This window comes from Brevibacterium sp. 2SA (assembly GCF_005502845.1).
Lineage (GTDB): Bacteria > Actinomycetota > Actinomycetes > Actinomycetales > Brevibacteriaceae > Brevibacterium.
Genome location: NZ_SCMW01000030.1, coordinates 25,585 through 42,883, shown reverse-complemented (window position 1 = coordinate 42,883; position 17,299 = coordinate 25,585). Strand labels below are relative to the sequence as shown.

Here is a 17,299-nt window from a genome sequence, read left to right as displayed (position 1 = left end):
GTCCAACGCTGGCTAGAGTGGAGGGATGAACGACCTCGACCTCGCACTCGACCTCGCCGACCTCGCCGACTCCCTGAGCCTCTCCCGCTTCGTCGCCGCCGACTTCACGGTCGAGACGAAACCGGACCTCACCCCCGTCACCGAATGCGATCGGGCCGTCGAAGAGGCGATCGTCGACCGCCTGCGCCTGACCCGGCCCGAGGACAGCGTGCTCGGTGAGGAGTTCGGGTCGCACGGGACCTCCTCACGGCGCTGGATCATCGATCCCATCGACGGCACGAAGAACTACGTGCGCGGCGTGCCCGTGTGGGCGACCCTCATCTCCCTCTACGACGGTGAGACTCCGCTCGTCGGCGTCGTCTCGGCTCCCGCCCTCGGCAGGCGGTGGTGGGCAGGTGCCGGTGCAGGGGCCTTCGCCTCGGCGATCGGGGGCCCGGCCCGCCGCATCACGGTCTCCGAGGTCGGCGACCTCGCCGATGCCTCCCTCTCCTTCGCGTCGCTGGGCGGGTGGCGCGACCTCGGTGTCCGCGAGGAATTCATCGCACTGACCGACCGGCTGTGGCGCACCCGCGGATACGGGGACTTCCTCTCCTATATGCTCGTCGCCGAGGGCGCGGTCGACATCGCGTGCGAACCGGAGCTCGCGCTCTACGACATGGGGGCGCTCGTCCCGATCGTCACCGAAGCCGGCGGCACCTTCACGAGCACGACCGGCGTGCCGGGACCGTTCGGCGGCAATGCGGTCGCGACCAACGGCCTCCTGCACGAGACCGTCCTCGATGCCCTCGGGCGCGTGGCCCCGGAGGGATTCTGACATGGACCGGGATCAGACCAGACCGAGCCTCGACCGTGCGCCGCTGTGGCGGGAGATGGCCGCAGCCGCAGGCCTCATCGGCAGCGACGGCGCGATCGCCGAGACGATCTACGGCCAGATGACGGCGCTTGCGGCAGCCACCGGCGCGGTCAACCTCGGCCAGGGCGCGCCGGGCACCGACGCTCCCGGGGAGCTCCTCGCCGCCACGGCTGCGGCGATGGACGAGGGATTCAACCAGTACGCTCCCGGTCAGGGCTACCCGGTTCTGCGGGAGGCCGTCGCCGCGCAGCGGGCCCGGGACTTCGGCCAGTCGGTCGACCCCGACGATGTGCTCATCACCTGCGGAGCCACCGAGGGGCTGACGGCGGCAGTCCTCGCCCTCCTCCCCCGCGGGGCCCGTGTCGTGACGTTCGAACCGTTCTACGACGGGTATCCCGCGGCCGTCGCCGCGGCCGGCGGCGAGCTCTCGACGGTGCCCATCCTGCCTGATGGGAACGGCGGATTCCACCCGGATTGGGAGGAGTTCGACCGCGTCATGGCGTCCGTCTCCCTCGTCATCGTCAACACTCCGCACAACCCGACCGGCTTCGTCTTCTCCGCCGCTGACCTCGCGCGCATCGGCGACGCCGCGGCGGCCGCGGATGCGTGGATCCTCACCGATGAGGTCTACGAAGAGCTCATCCTCGCCGGTGACGACCATGTTCCCCCGGCCGTGGCGGTGAGCGATCCGGCCCGCGTCGTCACCGTCTCCTCGGCGGGCAAGAGCTGGAACATCACCGGGTGGAAGATCGGCTGGGTCATCGCTGAGAAGCCGGTGCGGGAGGCGATCCAGGCGGTCAAGCAGTTCCTCACGTTCACCGGGGGCGGGCCGATGCAGATCGGCCTCGCTCGTGTCCTCGAGTCCGGCAGCGGGTTCACAGCTGTGAATCGGGCATCGCTGCGGGCCCGCGCCGAGGTGCTCGTTCCCGCGTGTGCGAACGTGCCGGGCGCCGCGGTGTCGACTCCGACTGCCGGTTACTTCACGGTCGTCGACTTCGCCGCGCTCACCGAGCTCGATGCGTTCGCCCTCAATGATCTGCTCGCACGGGAGCACGGGGTCGTCGGCATTCCCGTGCCGGCTCTCTGTCGGCCGGGATCGACCGCGGCACAGACGTACCGCAGTGCGATCCGATATTCGTTCTGCAAGTCCCCGACCGATGTCGACGAGGGTGCCCGGCGGTTCGGCGCCCTGGCCGAGGCGCTCCGGGCCGATCCGACCCTGCTGCGCGGCCGCTGACGCCGAGGGCACCGCTGTGGCGCGGCAGGGAGCTCTGCCGTGGCTGTCCCCTCAGGGACTTCTGAGACACGACGAAGGCGGACCGCCTGGGCGGTCCGCCTTCGTCTTTCGGTCGGCACTGTCGCAGGCAGCGATCAGGCCTTCGTCAGCTCGAGGTCGAGGACGATCTTGATCTTGTCGGAGACGAGGAGCTCGCCGCCGCCGAGGACGGCCGAGAACTCCATGCCGAACTCCTTGCGGTCGACGGTCGCCGACGCCGTGAGACCGGCCACCTCGTTGCCCATCGGGTCGGTGGCGACACCGTGGAACTCGCTGTCGAACGCGACCTGCTTCGTCACGCCGCGCATCGTCAGTTCGCCTTCGAGCTCGAAGTCCTCACCCGACTCGGCCTTGACGCCGGTCGACTTGAAGATGAGCTTCGGGTGCTCGTCAGCGGCGAAGAAATCGCTCGTCTTCAGGTGCTGATCGCGCTGCGAGTTCCTCGTGTTGATCGACTCGACGACGGCCTCGGCGGTCACCGAGCTGTCCTCGAGGGTGTCGCCGACCTCAACGGTGCCGGAGATGTCCTCGAAGTTGCCGCGGACCTTCGACACGCCGGCGTGGCGGGCAGTGAAGGTGAACTCGGAGTGGTTCGGATCGATGTTCCAGGTGCCGGCGGTGAGTCCCTTGGGAAGTGCGGTCATGATCTCTGCTTCTCCTTATGGTTGAAATTTGAAGTACGCGGACGACTATAGTTCAGTTTTCAACTACATGCAAGCCCTGCGCGTCGCAGCGTCTGCGACCCCGCAGGACTCCCCTCACCCTGGGGCGGACGAGTGAACCCAAGGTTACCTTGTGGCAAAGGTCACGCGACGAGAATTTTGCGCAGGAATTACGCTCGTGTAATGTTGAGACCACGCCGCGGGGTGGAGCAGTTCGGTAGCTCGCCGGGCTCATAACCCGGAGGTCGGAGGTTCAAATCCTCCCCCCGCCACCACAGTGGCAGAACCCCCAGTCAGGTCAACTGACTGGGGGTTCTTCTCATTCACGGCACTCCCCCTCCTGCGGCTCGAGCCTCTCGGTCAAGCACAGGCGCGGATGGCAGGCCGTGCACGGCCCATGTTCCGCTCTCCCGCTTGATCGAGAGCCGGCACGGAGCCACCGCACAGTCCCGTGCCTGCAGCGCCCCGGCGAGGTGAGGGTAGACTAACCCGGTGAAGACTCCCAAGCATTCCCGCGCGCTCTCCGCTGCGGCCACTCTGCTCACTCTGACCCTTCTCGCCTCCGGCTGCGCGGCGACCGAAAACTCCTCGGACGACTCCGCCGGCAACACCGACGTCGCCACGGGCGGCAAGGAATTCGGCACTGCCGATGAGAAGACCGCAGCACTCGGCAGCGACGCCGCTCCCGGGGAATTCCCGCGCACCGTCGACCATGCGCTCGGCACCACGGAGATCGGGAAGCGGCCCGAACGCGTCGTCGTCCTCGACACCGGAGAGCTCGATGACGTCCTCGCCCTCGGCATCACCCCTGTGGGCATGGTGACGACTGAGGGCGCACAGCCCGTCCCCTCCTACCTCGCCGAGGAGACGAAGGGCGTGGAGACCGTCGGAACGATCAGCGAACTCGACCTCGAGAAGATCGCCTCCCTCGAACCGGACCTCATCCTCGGCAGCCAGCTGCGGGCCGACAAGCTCTATGACGAGCTCGAGGCGATCGCGCCGACGGTCTTCTCCATCCGCCCCGGGTTCCCCTGGAAGGAGAACTTCCTTCTCGTCGGCGACGCCCTCGGCCTCGAAGAGGAGGCGACGGCCGAGCTCAACGAGTACGGTCGTGAGGTCAAGGCCCTGGGCGACTCCGTGACCGGCGATCCGACGGTCTCCCTCGTCCGCTTCATGCCCGGGAAGCTGCGCCTCTACGGCAACGCCTCTCTCATCGGCGTCATCCTCGCCGATGCCGGCCTCGCGCGTCCCGAGATCCAGGACGTCGATGATCTCGCTGTCGAGATCTCCCCCGAGAAGCTCGATGAGGCCGACGGTGATGTCATCTTCTACTCGAGCTACGGCGAGCCCGGCGCCACCGGGGAGACCGAGGCGCTGCAGACGAGCCAGTGGACGAACCTGCCGGCGGTGAAGAACGGAAAGGCCCACCGCGTCGATGACGATGTGTGGTTCCTCGGGCTCGGGCCGATCGGAGCCAAGCAGGTCGTCAAGGATCTCGACGGGTATCTCGCGCAGTAACGATCCCCGCAGGCGTGCCCCGCAGCCGGTGCCCCGCAGCCGGTGCCCCGCACACGGTGTCCCGCACGCGGTGTCCCGCACGCGGTGTCCCGACGACGACGGCCCCGGAAGGGTGTCTCCTTCCGGGGCCGTCGTGTCAGCCGAACGGGGCCGTTGTGTCAGCCGAGCTGGGCTGTTGTGTCAGCCGAGTTGCGGGCTCGGGTCAGTTGCCTCCCTGATCGGGGGCCGGCGACTCGGGCGGTGCCGTGGCCCCGCCGTCCTCGGCGAGCGAGGGATCGGCGGCGATGGCATCGTCGATCGCCTTCTTGAGGCGGTCCTGAGCCTCACCATAGGCCTGGAAGTCCCCGGCCTTGAGAGCGGCGTCGGAGTCCTCCATCGCCTTGCGCGCTTCCTGCAGGGCTTCGTTGAGACCCTGGTCCGCGGGCTGACCGCCGCTGTCGCCACCGGAGGAGCCGGACGTCCCGCCCCCGCCCTCGGTGCCGGCGTCACCGGCCTGGGCACCGGAGTCACCGCCGAACACCTGGTCGAGCGCCTCGTCGAGGGTCGGGGCGAACCCGATGTTCTCACCGAAGGCGACGAGCACATGCTGGAGCAGCGGGTAGGACGTCTCACCGGCAGACCGGACGTAGACCGGCTGGACGTAGAGGAGACCACCGCCGACGGGCAGCGTGAGCAGATTGCCGTTCTGCACCTCCGACTCACCCTGACGCAGCAGGTTGAGGCTGCGCTGGACATCGGGTGCGGTGTTGAAGTTGTTCTGCGCCTGACCGGGACCGGGCACAGTCGTGTTGCGCGGCAGCTGCAGAAGTCTGAGCTTGCCGTAGCTCTCCGAGATCTCCCCCTCAGTGGACCCTGCATCCGCATCCGCGGAGAGGAAGCCGGTGAGGTTGTTGCGCGACTGCCCCTCGGAGGACTGCGCGGGGATGTAGGAGCTCGTCAGCGAGAACGACGGCGCATCCTGGCCCGGCATCTGCAGGGTCATGTAGAACGGCGGCTGGGTCAGCCCGCTGTTCGCCCGCTTGGTCGGGTCGGTCGGCAGCGCCCAGAAGTCCTGACCGGTGTAGAACTCGCTGGCCGAGGTCACGTGGTACCGGGTGAGCAGCTCGCGCTGGACCTTGAAGAGGTCCTCCGGGTACCGCACATGGCTCATGAGATCACCGGACATCTCCGAGGCCGGCTTGATGAGGCCGGGGAAGATCTTCATCCATGTCTTGAGGACCGGATCGTTCTCATCCCACTGGTACATGTCGACCGAACCGTCGTAGGCGTCGACGGTGATCTTCACGGAGTTCCGGATGTAGTTGACCTCTTCGTCCGGCAGGGTCGCCACGGTGCCCGGCGCCGAGGCGGTCGTCGAATCCTCGGTCGCCTCCTGAAGCGGCTGCGGAGTCGAGTACGGGTAGTCCTTGGCCGTCGTGTAGCCGTCGAGGATCCACTTGATCTTCCCGTCGACGACGGCCGGGTAGGGATCCCCGTCGATCTTGAGGAACGGCGCGAGCTTCTCCACACGCGACCGCGGATGGCGTTCGTAGAGGATCTGCGAATCGGAGTTGACCGCGTCGGAGAGGAGGATCTGCTCGTCCTGGTACTTCAGGGCGTAGGCCAGGCGGTTGAAGAGGTTGCCCACCGACGGTCCGCCGTCACCTTGGAAGGTGTTGTTGACCTGTCCGGAACCGCTGTCCTCATCCGAGGGGTAGTCGAGTTCGCGCGGGGTCGAGCCCTCCGGGCCGCCGACGATCGAGTACTCGGGCGAGCTCTCGCCGAAGTAGACCCGCGGCTCGTATTCGGGGAAGTCACCGCGCGGCGGAATATCGGACTCCATGAACGTCGGCTCGCCGTCGGGGTTGCGCTGGTTGCCGTTGGCGGCGACGACGCCGAAGCCGTGGGTGTAGACGATCGCCCGGTTGTACCAGCTCTGGTTGCTCACCGAGCTCGGATTGAGCTCGCGCACCGCGATGACGGTGTCGCGCATCTGCCCGTCGATGTTGTACCGGTCGACGTCGAGCTGCGTGGGGAACGAGTAGTACGGCCTGACCTGCTGCAGCTGGCGGAAGGTGTCCGAGACGAGGTTCGGGTCGAGCAGACGGATCGACGCCGCGGTCTCGGCGTCGGCGCGCAGGGCGCCCGCCTCGCCGCTCGTGCTCGGCTCGTACGGCGTCACCTCGATGTCGTTGAAGTCGAAGGCCTCACGGGTGGCGTCGATGTTGCGCTGGATGTACTCGGACTCGAGGCTCTGCTGCGAGGGGTTGACCTGGAACTGCTGCAGGAGCGCCGGGTAGGCGATGATCGACACGCCGCCGAGGACGAGGAGGGTGAGGGTGGCGATGATCGAGATCCGCCAGTTGCCCTTCCACGCGGTGTAGACGAAGAGGAGCGCGACGAGCACGGCGGCGATCGCGACGATCGCCATCGCCGGCAGCGCGGCACGGTCGTCGACATAGGTCGCACCCGGCACGATGCCGCCGGTGGCGGTCAGCCGGTCGTAGCGGCTCAGCCACAGACGTCCCGCCTGGACGAGGACGAGCAGGGCGACAGTGATGCCGATCTGCCACTGCGCGGTCTTCGTCAGGGTGACACCCCGCTGCTCACCGGGGCGGATGCCGCCGAAGAGGTAGTGGGCGACGAGAGCGGCGATGAGCGAGAGGACGAGGGCCATGCCGAGCTGATCGCCGATGAGGCGCAGGCCGGGCAGAACGAAGACGTAGAAGGACTTGTCGATGCCGAACTGCGGATCGGACTCTCCGAACGACGTCGAGTTCAGCCATTCGAGGACGACGTTCCACTGCGCCGAGGCGGTGATGCCGGCGAGGATGCCGACGACGGCGGGGATCGCCAGGGTCGCAACCCGACGCAGGGGTTCGATGGCCTCACGGTAGCGGTCGAGGTTCTCCTGCCGCGGTGTCGTGGGGGCGTAGACGGGGCGATTGCGGTAGGCCAGGTGGAGGCTCAGCCACACCGGCACGGCCATGACGAGGAAGCCTGCGGCGAACGTGATGCCGCGGGTGAACCACATCGTGCGGAAGACCTCGGAGGCCCCGAGCTGACCGAACCACAGGACCTCGGTGTAGACCTGGGTGAACGCGATGAAGGCGACGAGGAGGATCGCCACCGACACCAGTGTCAGCAGCAGGGGCGACCGCCGTGATCCTGATCCGGGCATCTTCGCGGAGGAGGGTGAGGACGTGGTGCTCACTGCTGACCTTTCTCGTTGGTGGTGTCACCGGTCGTGCACGACTTCAGCTGGGACGTGTCTCCGGTGGCATAGCTTTCGACGGCGGAACGGGCGTCGTCGAGGGTGTCGATGCGGGCGACGGTGATCTTCGACTGATCGGCAGCCCCGATCACCTCGGCGCAGTTCTCGGCGGGTGAGAGGAAGAACGTGGCGCCCTTCGCGGTGGCGGCCGCGACCTTCTGCCGGGCCCCGCCGATGGGGCCGACGGTGCCGGCGGGATCGATCTCGCCGGTGCCGGCGACGTGCTTGCCGCCGGTCATCGAGCCGGGGGTGAGCTCGTCGACGATCGCCAGGGCGAACATCGTTCCGGCCGAGGGTCCGCCGATCCCCTCGACGTTGAAGGACACGTCGACGGGGAAGTCGAACTGCTGCCGCATCATGATGCCGATGGCCTTGCGCCCGTCGATGGTCGCCGGGTCGAGGCTGAGGTCGACCTCGGAGCCGTCGCGCTCGACGACGAGGTCGACGGTGTCGGAGTCCTGCACGGTCGAGCTCATCGTCGCAGGCGCCGCCGCGTCGTCCTCGAGGGAGGTCCCGTTGACGGAGACGAGGCGGTCGCCCTTCTTGAGCTTGCCCTCGGCCGGCGATCCGGGCGTGACGTCGTCCACGAGGAGGTCGACGGTGTAGGGCATGTCGAGTTCGCCCATGGCCGCGGCGACGGCGACGTCCTGGCTCGACGTCATCTCCACCGTGTTCGCCTCGGTGACCTGTTCGCGCGTCGTGTCGAGCGGGTAGTACGCCTCGGTCGGCACGACGGTCTCCTGACCGTCGATGAGGGCGCCGAGGGCCTGGGTCGCGTACGTGTCGCGACCGGGTCCGCCGCTAACGGCCACGGTGAGCATGTCGATCTCACCGGTCGTCGGGTAGGTCTGGGCACCGGAGACGCTGATCATGGGCTTGCCCTGGTAGTCGCCGAGGGTGTTGAACACCGGCCCGGGCAGCTGCAGCATATAGGGAATCGGGATGAGCACGGCCAGCGCGATGAGCAGGTAGGTCATGACCCCCGCCGAGGTGGCGAAACGGGGCGAGCGTCGACGGGATCGGCTCCGTGGGGCGGGTGCCTGGACAGGCACCGCTCGGGGGGCATTCTCTGACATGGATTCCTTTCGGTGCACCGCGTCACCAGTCTAGTTGAAAGGCGACGGGCGACTTCTCAGACTCCTTACGCCCGGTGCGAACACGCGCCCCTTTCGCCGGGTGCGAACATGGAGCGAAACTTCGCGCGATTGGGAAGCTTCGCACATGTCCCGAGGTTAACGTGGTGATGACTACGATTCTCGAAGGCGCGTGAGACCATGAGCGACGACAAGTCCAACGACAACAGCAACGAGCAGAACCCGTTCGAGCAGATCTTCGGAATGCTCTTCGGCCAGGGCGGTCCCGGCAATCCGGGCGGTCCGGGCCAGGGCGCCTCCGGTCCGCAGGGCTTCAACATCGACCCGGCGATGATGGCGACGATCATGAGCCAGATGCAGGGTCTCTTCGGCCAGGGAGCCGACCCGAGTGCACAGGCGACGCAGATCGCGCTCCGCAGCGTGCCCTCGCCGGATCCCGCGGTCAGCGATGACGCCGCGCATGCCGCGACGGATGCGTTCCGCCTGTCCGAACTCTGGCTCGCCGAGGCGACCGACCTGTCCGTGGCCAACCGCGCGACCGCGACCCTGACCCGTGCCGATTGGGTCAAGCGCACGATGCCCGGGTGGCAGAAGTTCGTCCTCCCGATCAAGGAGAACATGTCGACGGCGCTCACCGACACCCTGCAGACGCAGGTGCCCGAGGAGATGAAGAGCATCCTCGCCGGTGCCTCGTCGATGTTCTCGACGATGAGCGATTCGATGTTCGCGATGCAGATCGGCCAGGCCGTCGGCGCGCTGTCGGAGAGCGTCCTCACCGGCACCGAGGTGGGACTGCCCCTCCTCCCCCACGATCAGGCCGTGCTCGTCGAAGCGAACATCGCCGCCTTCGCCGAGGAGATCGACGTCGACGTCTCCCAGGTCCGCATCTACCTCGCCGCCCAGGAGCTCGCCCACCTCGCGCTCTTCGAACGCGCCCCGTGGCTCGCCGCCCAGGTGGAGACCGCGCTGACGAGGTACGCGCAGGGGCTCAAGGTCGACACCTCGCAGATCGAGGAGATGGCCTCGTCGATCGATCCGTCGAACATCTCGGATCTCAGCGACAACATCCGCCAGGGACTCTTCAACCCGCCGACGACTGATGAGCAGAAGCGGGCGCTGACGACGCTGGAGAACCTCCTCGCCGTCATCGCCGGCTGGGTCGACGTCGTCGTCTTCGCCGCGAGCGACAAGCTGCCGGCCCGCGAGCAGATCCGCGAAGCGCTGCGGAGGCGACGGGCGACGGCCGGACCGGCGGAGAAGACCTTCTCGACGCTCGTGGGCCTCGAGCTCAGCCCACGTCGGCTCCGCGATGCCGCAGCGCTCTTCGCCTACCTCGAATCGCAGGGCGGCGCCGAGGCGCGCGACAACGTCTTCACCCACCCCGACCTGCTGCCGACGACCGAGGACCTCGACGATCCGCTCGGCTACAGCGAACGCCGTCAGGCCGAATGGGCGGGCGACTCGACGCTCGACGAGGCGCTCAGTCGCATCCTCGCCGAAGGCACCGACGGCGCGTCCGATGCGACCCCGTCGTCGGCCGACGATGCCGACACGGGAGCGGGCACGAGCGCTGACCCGCAGGCGGCAACCGGTGCCGATTCCCCGGCAGACGGGGCGTCGACGTCCGAGGCGAAGAACGACACGTCCGCGGCGCACCGGGAATCGGCTTCCGAGGCCGAGGAGGGATCCGACACGGACTCCGAGGGTCCCGGGTCCGAGACGACCGACGACACCGACCGCGACGAGAAGTGAATGATCGCGCTCTCCACGGCGCGTGACGAGGTCGCGCACACCGCGCACACGAGTGGATTCGCCGAGGCGTTCGCCGGGCTCTTCGAGTCCCGCGGAGCCTCGGCGCTCGTGCGCGCGGGCACGAGCGAACACGTCACCGCGAGCTGTCTCGTCGTCGACCCCGACACCGAGGCGGTCCTGCTCAACCATCACCGCCGGGCCGGCGCCTGGATGCAGTTCGGCGGCCATCTCGAATCCGGTGACGTCAGCCTGCGTGACGCCGCTCGTCGGGAGGCGACCGAGGAAAGCGGTCTCGACCGGTTCCGGTGGCTCTCCCCTGGCCCGCTCGAACTCCACGTCCACGATCTCGCCGGTGATTTCGGCACGTGCCGGCGGCACTTCGACGTCGTCTACGGTGCGGTCGCCTCGGCCAGGCAGAACCCGGCCGTCTCCGATGAGTCACTCGACGTCGCCTGGTTTCCCATCGACGAGCTGCCCGCCGCACTCATGCCCGACCTCGTCACCCGGCTGCCGCAGCTCTACCGCGCCACCGTCGCCGCCCACACCGCAGATCCCCGCTGAGTCCTCACCGGCCGCGGCTGAACCGCTCCCCTGCGCTGAAGCCGTCGAGGTAGAGCTTCGCCTCGGCCTGACGCGGATGCCGGTCGGCGAGAGCATGGAACTCCTTCGAATGCGGGCCGATCTGCAGGTGGGCGAGCTCGTGGACGATGACGGTCTCGAGGACCCAGCGCGGCACGGACTGCAGGCGGTGGGAGATCCGGATGTCCCCCGATGACGTCGTCGTCGAGGCCCAGCGGCTGAGGTTCTGGTTCGTCACCCACCTGATCGAGGCAGGGCGCAGTCGTCCGGCGAAGTACCGACGACTGAGCTCCTCGGCGATCTCCGCGAGGTCGGCGGCCGAGGAATGGTCCTTCGCCGCCAGCCGATTGAAGAGATCGGTGAGGGAGGCGATGTTCGACTCGACGCTGTAGCGCGTCGGCGCGCTGAGCACGTACGTGTCGATCTCCTTCGACACCGCGATCGTCTTCTTCCGTCGCGCCGAACGGCGCACCACGATCTCTCCGCGGGCGATCGCCCGCAGCACGCCGTCTTCCGTCCACCGCTCCCGCTCAGTCATCCCACCATGATAGGAAACGCCACCGACACGAGATTACTTGTGAGTTTCCTGAGTATCGCTTCTCGGGTCGGTCAGGCGTTCGTCCACAGACGCCGACACCACCCGATCGTCACCCGAATCTCAAGTGACCTACGCATTCATCGCCTCCTCGGCACATCGGCCTCGGCGCCGCGCCCGCACCTCCTCCACAGACAGGCGACACCTGTCCACACGTTATCCACAGGATGGCGCCCGAGTGCGGCTCGGAGCGCCATTGACGGGGCCGCGAATGGGGAATAGGTTCTATGTTTGACCCCGGAAAACCCGGAGATGCGTGCGGAAGGGGAAGCCGCACGAGTCACCGCGAGCGCCTGGGGCACTATGCGGTTGAGGGCATGTCGGACAGCGTTTTCGGCCTGTCCTCAACCGTTTTTCCACAAGGTTTTCCACAGATCTGCGCACACCGTGGCGCGGCCCGCCTCCATTCACTAGTCTGGGTCTCCCGACACGGAGACGAGGTGGATGATGCTGCGGATCTGTCCCAGCGTTCCGATCACATGGCGGAGCCCCGCGTGCCTGCAGTTCGGCGTCGAGGACCCGGTGCTCATCGACGGCCTCCTCCCCGCCGACGCTTCCCTCATCGACGACCTGCGGATGGGTCTGGGATCGGGTCAGTTCCACATCCGGGCCCAGGACCTCGGCATCGACCTCGCTCGGGCGACGTCACTGCTCACCCTCCTCGACGAGGCGGGGGTGCTCATCCCCGAGGACTCCGATGCCGATGCCGTGCGGCGCGGCGCGACTCTCCTCGCCACCGCACGCCTCTTCGGCCGCTCCCCCGATCAGGCCGCCGCGGCGCTGGCAGCCCGACCGGTCGGCGTCGTCGGACCGCTGCGCGTCGCAGTCGTCCAGCAGCTGTCCCGCGCGGGATTCGCGGTCACTCCCGCAGCCCGCATCGACGAGCTCGACCTCGCCGCCGATCCGATCGTCGTGACGACCTCGCATCTCGTTCCCGATCTCCACACCGCGACGTGGCTCGTCGATCGGGAGGTCGACCACTGCCAGATCGTGGCCGGCGAATTCTCCGTCGAGATCACCGGGCTCGTCCGTCCCGGCGCAACCCCGTGCACCGTCTGTGCGTGCCTGATGCTCCGCGACGCCGATGAGGGGTGGTTCGACCAGTACCCGCGCATCCGCGCGCTCACCGACCGCGATGACCTCGCCGATCCGCTCACACCCGCGCTCAGTGCCGCCCACCTCGTCCTCGTGCTCCGGGCCGCCCTCCTCACGGAAGCGGAGCCGGTGCACCGCCGGGTCGATCTGCGCACCGGTGCCGTCGACGACGGTGCCCTCGCCTACCACCCGCAGTGCCACTGCCGCGTCCCCGCACCCGGGCTGAGCCTAATCGACGAGGAGGCGCAATAGGCTCTCACCGTAGAGTTCGAGCTTCGTGGCGCCGACGCCGGGCATCCGCGCCAGACCGGGGAGGTCCCGCGGGTGGAGTTCGGCGATCGCTGACAGCGACGCATCGGTGAGCACGAGATACGGCGGCAGCCCCTGTTCGAGCCCGACGCGCGCCCGCCAGCGGCGCAGGGCGTCGAGCAGCTCGAGGTCGACCTCGGCGGGGCAGCTCGCGCAGCGCCCCAGGGCCCGCTCCACCTGGGAGACGAGGACTGTCCCGCACGTTCGGCAACGGTTCGTCCGCACCGTGGTCGCCGGTCGCCGGTGCTCCCCCGGCGCCTCCTCGAGCCGACCGAGCTCGCCGAGGAAGCGTGAGGGCTGCCGCGGCTTCTGCTTCGACTCGTGGCGCGCCAGCGACCAGCTCAGCGACAGGTCGCGACCGGCGCGGGTGAGAGCGACGTAGAAGAGCCGGCGCTCCTCGGCGATCGCCCGCGGGGTCTGCGCATAGCTGATGGGCATGAGCCCCTCACTCAGACCCACGAGGTGGACGCTGTCCCATTCGAGGCCCTTGGCCGCGTGGAACGATGCGAGTGTGACCCCCTCGATGTCGGGCGCGAACTGGTGTTCGGCGCGATCGGCGAGGTCGGCGAGGAAGTCCTCGAGCGGCACCGGCAGCGCGCTGCCGGCCTGATGGGTCTCGGCGAGGTCGACGATCGCCTTGAGCGACTCCCACCGCTGACGGCTGGCCCCGGCCGGCGGCGGAGTCCGCGTGTAACCGGCGGAGACGAGCACCTCGGCGACGATCTCCGGCAGCGGTCGCGCTCCCGCGGCGGCGCGCGCCGCCCGGAGCATGAGTATGGACTCCTTGACCTCCTTGCGCGCGAAGAAGCGCTCCCCGCCGCGCAGGACGTAGGGGATCCCGGCCGCCGTCAGCGCCTGCTCGTAGGCCGGGCTCTGTCCGTTCGTGCGGAAGAGGACGGCGATGTCGCGGGGACGGCGACCGGCCCTGACCTCGGCGGCGATGGCCCGTGCGACACCGAGCGATTCGGCGTCGTCGGTCGGGTATTCGGTCATCCGCGGCTGCGTGCCCTCGGCATTGTCCGTGCGCAGCGTCAGTGCGGTGCGCGAGGTGTGGCGGAGCAGGCTGTTCGCGGTCGCGACGATCGCCTTCGTCGACCGGTAGTTGCGCACGAGCCGGATCGTCTCCGGTGCCGACAGCTGCGACGGCAGGGCCTCGAGCAGGGACGCGTCGGCCCCGGCGAACGAGTAGATCGTCTGCGCGGGATCGCCGACGACGCAGAGGTTGTCGCGCGGCCCCAGCCACCGGGAGAGCAGATCGAACTGGAGCGGGGAGACGTCCTGGAACTCGTCGACGACGAAGTGCCGGTACTGCTCGCGGACTTCGGCGGCGATCGCCGGATACTCCGCGAGGACGCCGGTGAGGACGAGGAGGACGTCGTCGAAGTCGAGGAGGCGGCCGCGGGTCTTCGCCTCCGAGTACGCTTCGGCGATTCGAACCATGTCCTCGACGGCGAGATCACCGGGCAGGTCTCTGGCCTGGGCTTTCGTCGCGTAGTCGGCGACGCCGAGGAGGGAGGCGGCCGCGAATTCGATCTCCGCGGCGACGTCGCGGGCGAGTTCGCGGCTGACCTCGTGGCCGAGCTCCTGCATGACCGAGCCGAGGACCCCCGCCTTGTTCTCGATGATCCGCGGGAAGTCGCCGGTGGCGAAGCGGTCCCAGAAGAACCGGAGCTGGCGCAGGGCAGCCGAGTGGAAGGTGCGGGCCTGGACGGCCGGCACGCCGAGCGAGCGCAGGCGGGCACGCATCTCCCCCGCGGCCTTCGCGGTGAAGGTGAGGGCGAGGACATGATTGGCCGGGAACACCTCGGTGGCGATCCCGTAGGCGATCCGGTGGGTCATCGCCCGGGTCTTGCCGGTGCCGGCGCCGGCGAGCACGATGACCGGGGAGGAGAAGTGGGTGGCGACGGCCCGCTGCTCGTCGTCGAGGGCGGCGAGGAGGTCGGCGGCGCGAGCGTTCACCGACTCTCCAGCCACGACCACAGCAGCTGGCCGGCGATCGAGACGGTGCCGGGGGTTCCCACGCGTCCGGCGGCGATGTCCGCTCTCAGTTCCTCCCTCGTGAACCACTTGAGCGAGGTGATCTCGGCTTCGTCGGCGGTGACGTCCAGCGACACCGCCTCGGCGGAGAAGCCGAGCATGAGGGAGCAGGGGAACGGCCACGGCTGCGAGCCGAGGTAGCGGGGGTTGACGACGGTGACATGCGCCTCCTCCCAGACCTCGCGGATCACTGCGTTCTCCAGCGTCTCTCCGGGTTCGACGAAGCCGGCGAGCAGCGAGTAGCGGTCGGCGGGCCATGCGGCGTTGTTGCCGAGAAGGACGCGTTCGACGCCGTCGGAATCGGTGTGGACGATGACGACGATGATCGCGGGGTCGGTGCGGGGGAAGTGCTCGCTGCCGGTCTCCGGATCGCGGCGGACCCATCCGCCGTGGACCACCTCGGTGGGGGTGCCGGTGCGCGGGGAGTGGGTGTGTGCGCGATGCCAGTTGCTCAGCGCCACGAGTTCGCAGGCCAGGGACACGTCGACGTCGTCGAGGGCGTCGGCGAGTTCGCGCAGCGGCAGCCACACGGGTTCGGCGCTGTCGATGCCGGAGCCGGGGGCGGTGAGGCGATCGGTGGCATCGCGATCGCGCGCGGTCGCCAGGGCGGTGTCGAGGACGCTGCGCCCCTCGTCGGTGAGCCCGATGCCGATGTAGCGCTGGTCCGCGGCATCCCGGCCGAGGTAGATCTCCGTCTGACCGTTCGGCACGAGGTCGCGGGCGGCGCGGAACAGGCCGCCGCCGGCCACGAGCAGGGACCCGCGATGCTCGAACACCGCGGCCGGCCCGCCGGCCCACACCTCGGTGAGATCCCCGTCCGCCCCGCGGGTGAGATGATCGCGGTCGATGCCGTTCCTGGCCAGGCTGACGGGCGTGATCATGGGCAGCGGTTCCATGGATTCCACGATAGCTCAGGGGTCTGACGCGGCGGACACGCGTACGGGTCCAATCCCCGGCCTGAGCGGGGCGCAGACGGTAGATTGGGAAGGGTGGATACGAAGGCGCTCAAGTTGGCAGCGGTCGCGGCGACGATGCTCGACGACTTCTCCCCGACGACATGGACACCGCTGCCCTCCCTCGATGCGGGAGTGAGGATTCTCATCGGCGACGGTGAGACCGAGTACGTGGCGACGGCGCACACCCGTGTCGACCGGTCCGCTGACACCGGATCGATCGCCGAGGCGGCCCGGATCTACGATCTCGCCTACCCGCACGCCGATTTCACATGGCCGCATCTGCGGGCGATCACCGAAGTCGATCCCGCGCTCTTCGCGACTGAGAAGGCGGTCACCGTCACCCTCGCTGATCCGCTTCCCGGCGCCCCGGTCGGGGACGAGCCGATCGCCGATGTCGCACGGGCGAGTTCGCTCGCGCAGACGCTGGCGACGCTGCACTCGGCCGCCCCGGAGCCGATCTCCGATGCCGGGTTCCCCGTCGAGGAGCCCTCCCGCTTCCAGTTCCAGATCCTCGACCGCCTCGATCAGGCCGCGGCCACCGGGCGGGTGCCGTCGACTCTCCTCCAGCATTGGGAGGAGGAGTTCGAGAAGGTCGCGCTCTGGCACTTCCTCGCCACGCCCATCCATGGCGCCATCGACGAAGCGAGTGTCTACACCGATGAGGAGCGGGTGCTCGCCCTCTCGGAGATCGGACGGATCCGGGTCTCGGATCCTGCGATCGACCTCGCCGCCGCCTCGGCGCTCATCGATCCGGCCGCGGTGCCGACGTTCTTCACCGAGTACCGCAGCTCACGGCCCCGTGCCGATGACCACATCGTCACCCGAGCCGAACTCCTCGCCGAGTTCGCCGTCCTCGACTGGCTCCTCGAAGCGGTCGACTCCGGCGACGAGGAGACGATCCAGGACGCCGCTGACCTCCTCACGTCCTTCGACCAGGTGCTTCTGCACCCTGACGGCTCCGACGTGCCGACGGCGCCGGTGTCGTCGGACGATGTGACCGAGGGGTCGCATGCCGCGCCGTCACCGGCCTCCGGCCCCGGCAGGTCGGCCGACGGTGAGCCTCGCGCGGCGAGCAGTCGACGTCCGTCGACGCGCGCGCCCGAGTCCGCGGGCCAGTCTGCGGACCCCGACGTCGACGCCGACGCGGATGACGCTGGCGCGGCGTCGAAGACCCGGACGACCGAGCAGCCCGGGGACGCAGCGGAGACACGCAGCACCGAGCGATCGGGCAGCGCCGAGCGGAACTGATCCCGCGCACAGGTGTGCGCTCAGAACTGACCCCCGCGTACTCGTTCGCGCTCAGGGCTGACCCCCGCGCAC

General features: G+C 68.7%; 13 protein-coding genes and 1 tRNA gene. 8 read left to right on the top strand and 6 right to left on the bottom strand.

The window, feature by feature from the left end; genetic code table 11:
* The first annotated feature begins 25 nt into the window (after nt 1-25).
* Together hisN and FFS20_RS11455 are read left to right on the top strand one after the other, a co-directional pair.
* Nucleotides 26-814 (top strand): histidinol-phosphatase, encoded by a 789-nt coding sequence (hisN, locus tag FFS20_RS11460; RefSeq protein ID WP_137825978.1) that lies wholly within the window; start codon nt 26-28, stop codon nt 812-814.
* A 1-nt stretch (nt 815) separates the two neighbouring features.
* On the top strand, nt 816-2,090 hold the full coding sequence (locus FFS20_RS11455; protein WP_137825977.1) for an aminotransferase class I/II-fold pyridoxal phosphate-dependent enzyme: 1,275 nt from the start codon (nt 816-818) through the stop codon (nt 2,088-2,090).
* 134 nt (nt 2,091-2,224) lie between these two features.
* On the opposite strand, the gene FFS20_RS11450 is transcribed toward FFS20_RS11455, so the two are convergent.
* The gene (locus FFS20_RS11450) at nt 2,225-2,773 is read right to left on the bottom strand and encodes a YceI family protein (protein ID WP_137825976.1); all 549 of its coding nucleotides are present in this window, start codon (nt 2,771-2,773) and stop codon (nt 2,225-2,227) included.
* Between the two features lie 216 nt (nt 2,774-2,989).
* Between FFS20_RS11450 and FFS20_RS11445 the strand changes: the two genes are divergently transcribed.
* Nucleotides 2,990-3,066: transfer RNA gene (locus tag FFS20_RS11445), tRNA-Met, on the top strand.
* Nucleotides 3,067-3,328: 262 nt separating this feature from the next.
* Nucleotides 3,329-4,309 (top strand): iron-siderophore ABC transporter substrate-binding protein, encoded by a 981-nt coding sequence (locus tag FFS20_RS11440; protein ID WP_137825982.1) that lies wholly within the window; start codon nt 3,329-3,331, stop codon nt 4,307-4,309.
* Between the two features lie 202 nt (nt 4,310-4,511).
* On the opposite strand, the gene FFS20_RS11435 is transcribed toward FFS20_RS11440, so the two are convergent.
* Nucleotides 4,512-7,502 (bottom strand): UPF0182 family protein, encoded by a 2,991-nt coding sequence (locus FFS20_RS11435; RefSeq protein WP_137825975.1) that lies wholly within the window; start codon nt 7,500-7,502, stop codon nt 4,512-4,514.
* Nucleotides 7,499-8,539 carry a S16 family serine protease gene (locus FFS20_RS11430; RefSeq protein WP_249356817.1) on the bottom strand — a complete coding sequence of 347 codons (1,041 nt, stop codon included), beginning with the start codon at nt 8,537-8,539 and terminating at the stop codon, nt 7,499-7,501. The genes FFS20_RS11435 and FFS20_RS11430 overlap by 4 nt, the downstream gene beginning before the upstream one ends.
* 297 nt (nt 8,540-8,836) lie before the next feature.
* On the opposite strand from FFS20_RS11430, the gene FFS20_RS11425 reads away from it, so the two are divergent.
* Nucleotides 8,837-10,408 (top strand): zinc-dependent metalloprotease, encoded by a 1,572-nt coding sequence (locus FFS20_RS11425; protein WP_137825973.1) that lies wholly within the window; start codon nt 8,837-8,839, stop codon nt 10,406-10,408.
* Nucleotides 10,409-10,969, top strand: coding sequence for an NUDIX hydrolase (locus FFS20_RS11420; protein WP_137825972.1), 561 nt, complete (start codon nt 10,409-10,411; stop codon nt 10,967-10,969).
* Nucleotides 10,970-10,973: 4 nt separating this feature from the next.
* On the opposite strand, the gene FFS20_RS11415 is transcribed toward FFS20_RS11420, so the two are convergent.
* Nucleotides 10,974-11,525 (bottom strand): M48 family metallopeptidase, encoded by a 552-nt coding sequence (locus FFS20_RS11415; RefSeq protein ID WP_137825971.1) that lies wholly within the window; start codon nt 11,523-11,525, stop codon nt 10,974-10,976.
* 501 nt (nt 11,526-12,026) lie between these two features.
* Between FFS20_RS11415 and FFS20_RS11410 the strand changes: the two genes are divergently transcribed.
* Nucleotides 12,027-12,929, top strand: coding sequence for a hypothetical protein (locus tag FFS20_RS11410; RefSeq protein WP_249356815.1), 903 nt, complete (start codon nt 12,027-12,029; stop codon nt 12,927-12,929).
* Here the strand turns inward: FFS20_RS11410 and FFS20_RS11405 are convergent.
* Both FFS20_RS11405 and nudC read right to left on the bottom strand, forming a co-directional pair.
* The gene (locus tag FFS20_RS11405; RefSeq protein WP_137825970.1) at nt 12,906-14,945 is read right to left on the bottom strand and encodes an ATP-dependent DNA helicase UvrD2; all 2,040 of its coding nucleotides are present in this window, start codon (nt 14,943-14,945) and stop codon (nt 12,906-12,908) included. The genes FFS20_RS11410 and FFS20_RS11405 overlap by 24 nt on opposite strands.
* Nucleotides 14,942-15,919: an NAD(+) diphosphatase gene (gene nudC, locus FFS20_RS11400; protein WP_137825969.1), complete on the bottom strand. Its 978-nt coding sequence runs from the start codon at nt 15,917-15,919 to the stop codon at nt 14,942-14,944. The genes FFS20_RS11405 and nudC overlap by 4 nt, the downstream gene beginning before the upstream one ends.
* Before the next feature lie 93 nt (nt 15,920-16,012).
* On the opposite strand from nudC, the gene FFS20_RS11395 reads away from it, so the two are divergent.
* Nucleotides 16,013-17,227 (top strand): aminoglycoside phosphotransferase, encoded by a 1,215-nt coding sequence (locus FFS20_RS11395; protein ID WP_249356813.1) that lies wholly within the window; start codon nt 16,013-16,015, stop codon nt 17,225-17,227.
* Nucleotides 17,228-17,299: the final 72 nt, after the last annotated feature.

Bases quoted from the DNA above. Each gene is read 5' to 3' on its own strand.
- hisN (WP_137825978.1), top strand. From the start codon at position 26: ATGAACGACCTCGACCTCGCACTCGACCTCGCCGACCTCGCCGACTCC.
- FFS20_RS11455 (WP_137825977.1), top strand. From the start codon at position 816: ATGGACCGGGATCAGACCAGACCGAGCCTCGACCGTGCGCCGCTGTGG.
- FFS20_RS11450 (WP_137825976.1), bottom strand. From the start codon at position 2,773: ATGACCGCACTTCCCAAGGGACTCACCGCCGGCACCTGGAACATCGAT.
- FFS20_RS11430 (WP_249356817.1), bottom strand. From the start codon at position 8,539: ATGACCTACCTGCTCATCGCGCTGGCCGTGCTCATCCCGATTCCCTAT.
- FFS20_RS11425 (WP_137825973.1), top strand. From the start codon at position 8,837: ATGAGCGACGACAAGTCCAACGACAACAGCAACGAGCAGAACCCGTTC.
- FFS20_RS11420 (WP_137825972.1), top strand. From the start codon at position 10,409: ATGATCGCGCTCTCCACGGCGCGTGACGAGGTCGCGCACACCGCGCAC.
- FFS20_RS11415 (WP_137825971.1), bottom strand. From the start codon at position 11,525: ATGACTGAGCGGGAGCGGTGGACGGAAGACGGCGTGCTGCGGGCGATC.
- FFS20_RS11410 (WP_249356815.1), top strand. From the start codon at position 12,027: ATGATGCTGCGGATCTGTCCCAGCGTTCCGATCACATGGCGGAGCCCC.
- nudC (WP_137825969.1), bottom strand. From the start codon at position 15,919: ATGGAACCGCTGCCCATGATCACGCCCGTCAGCCTGGCCAGGAACGGC.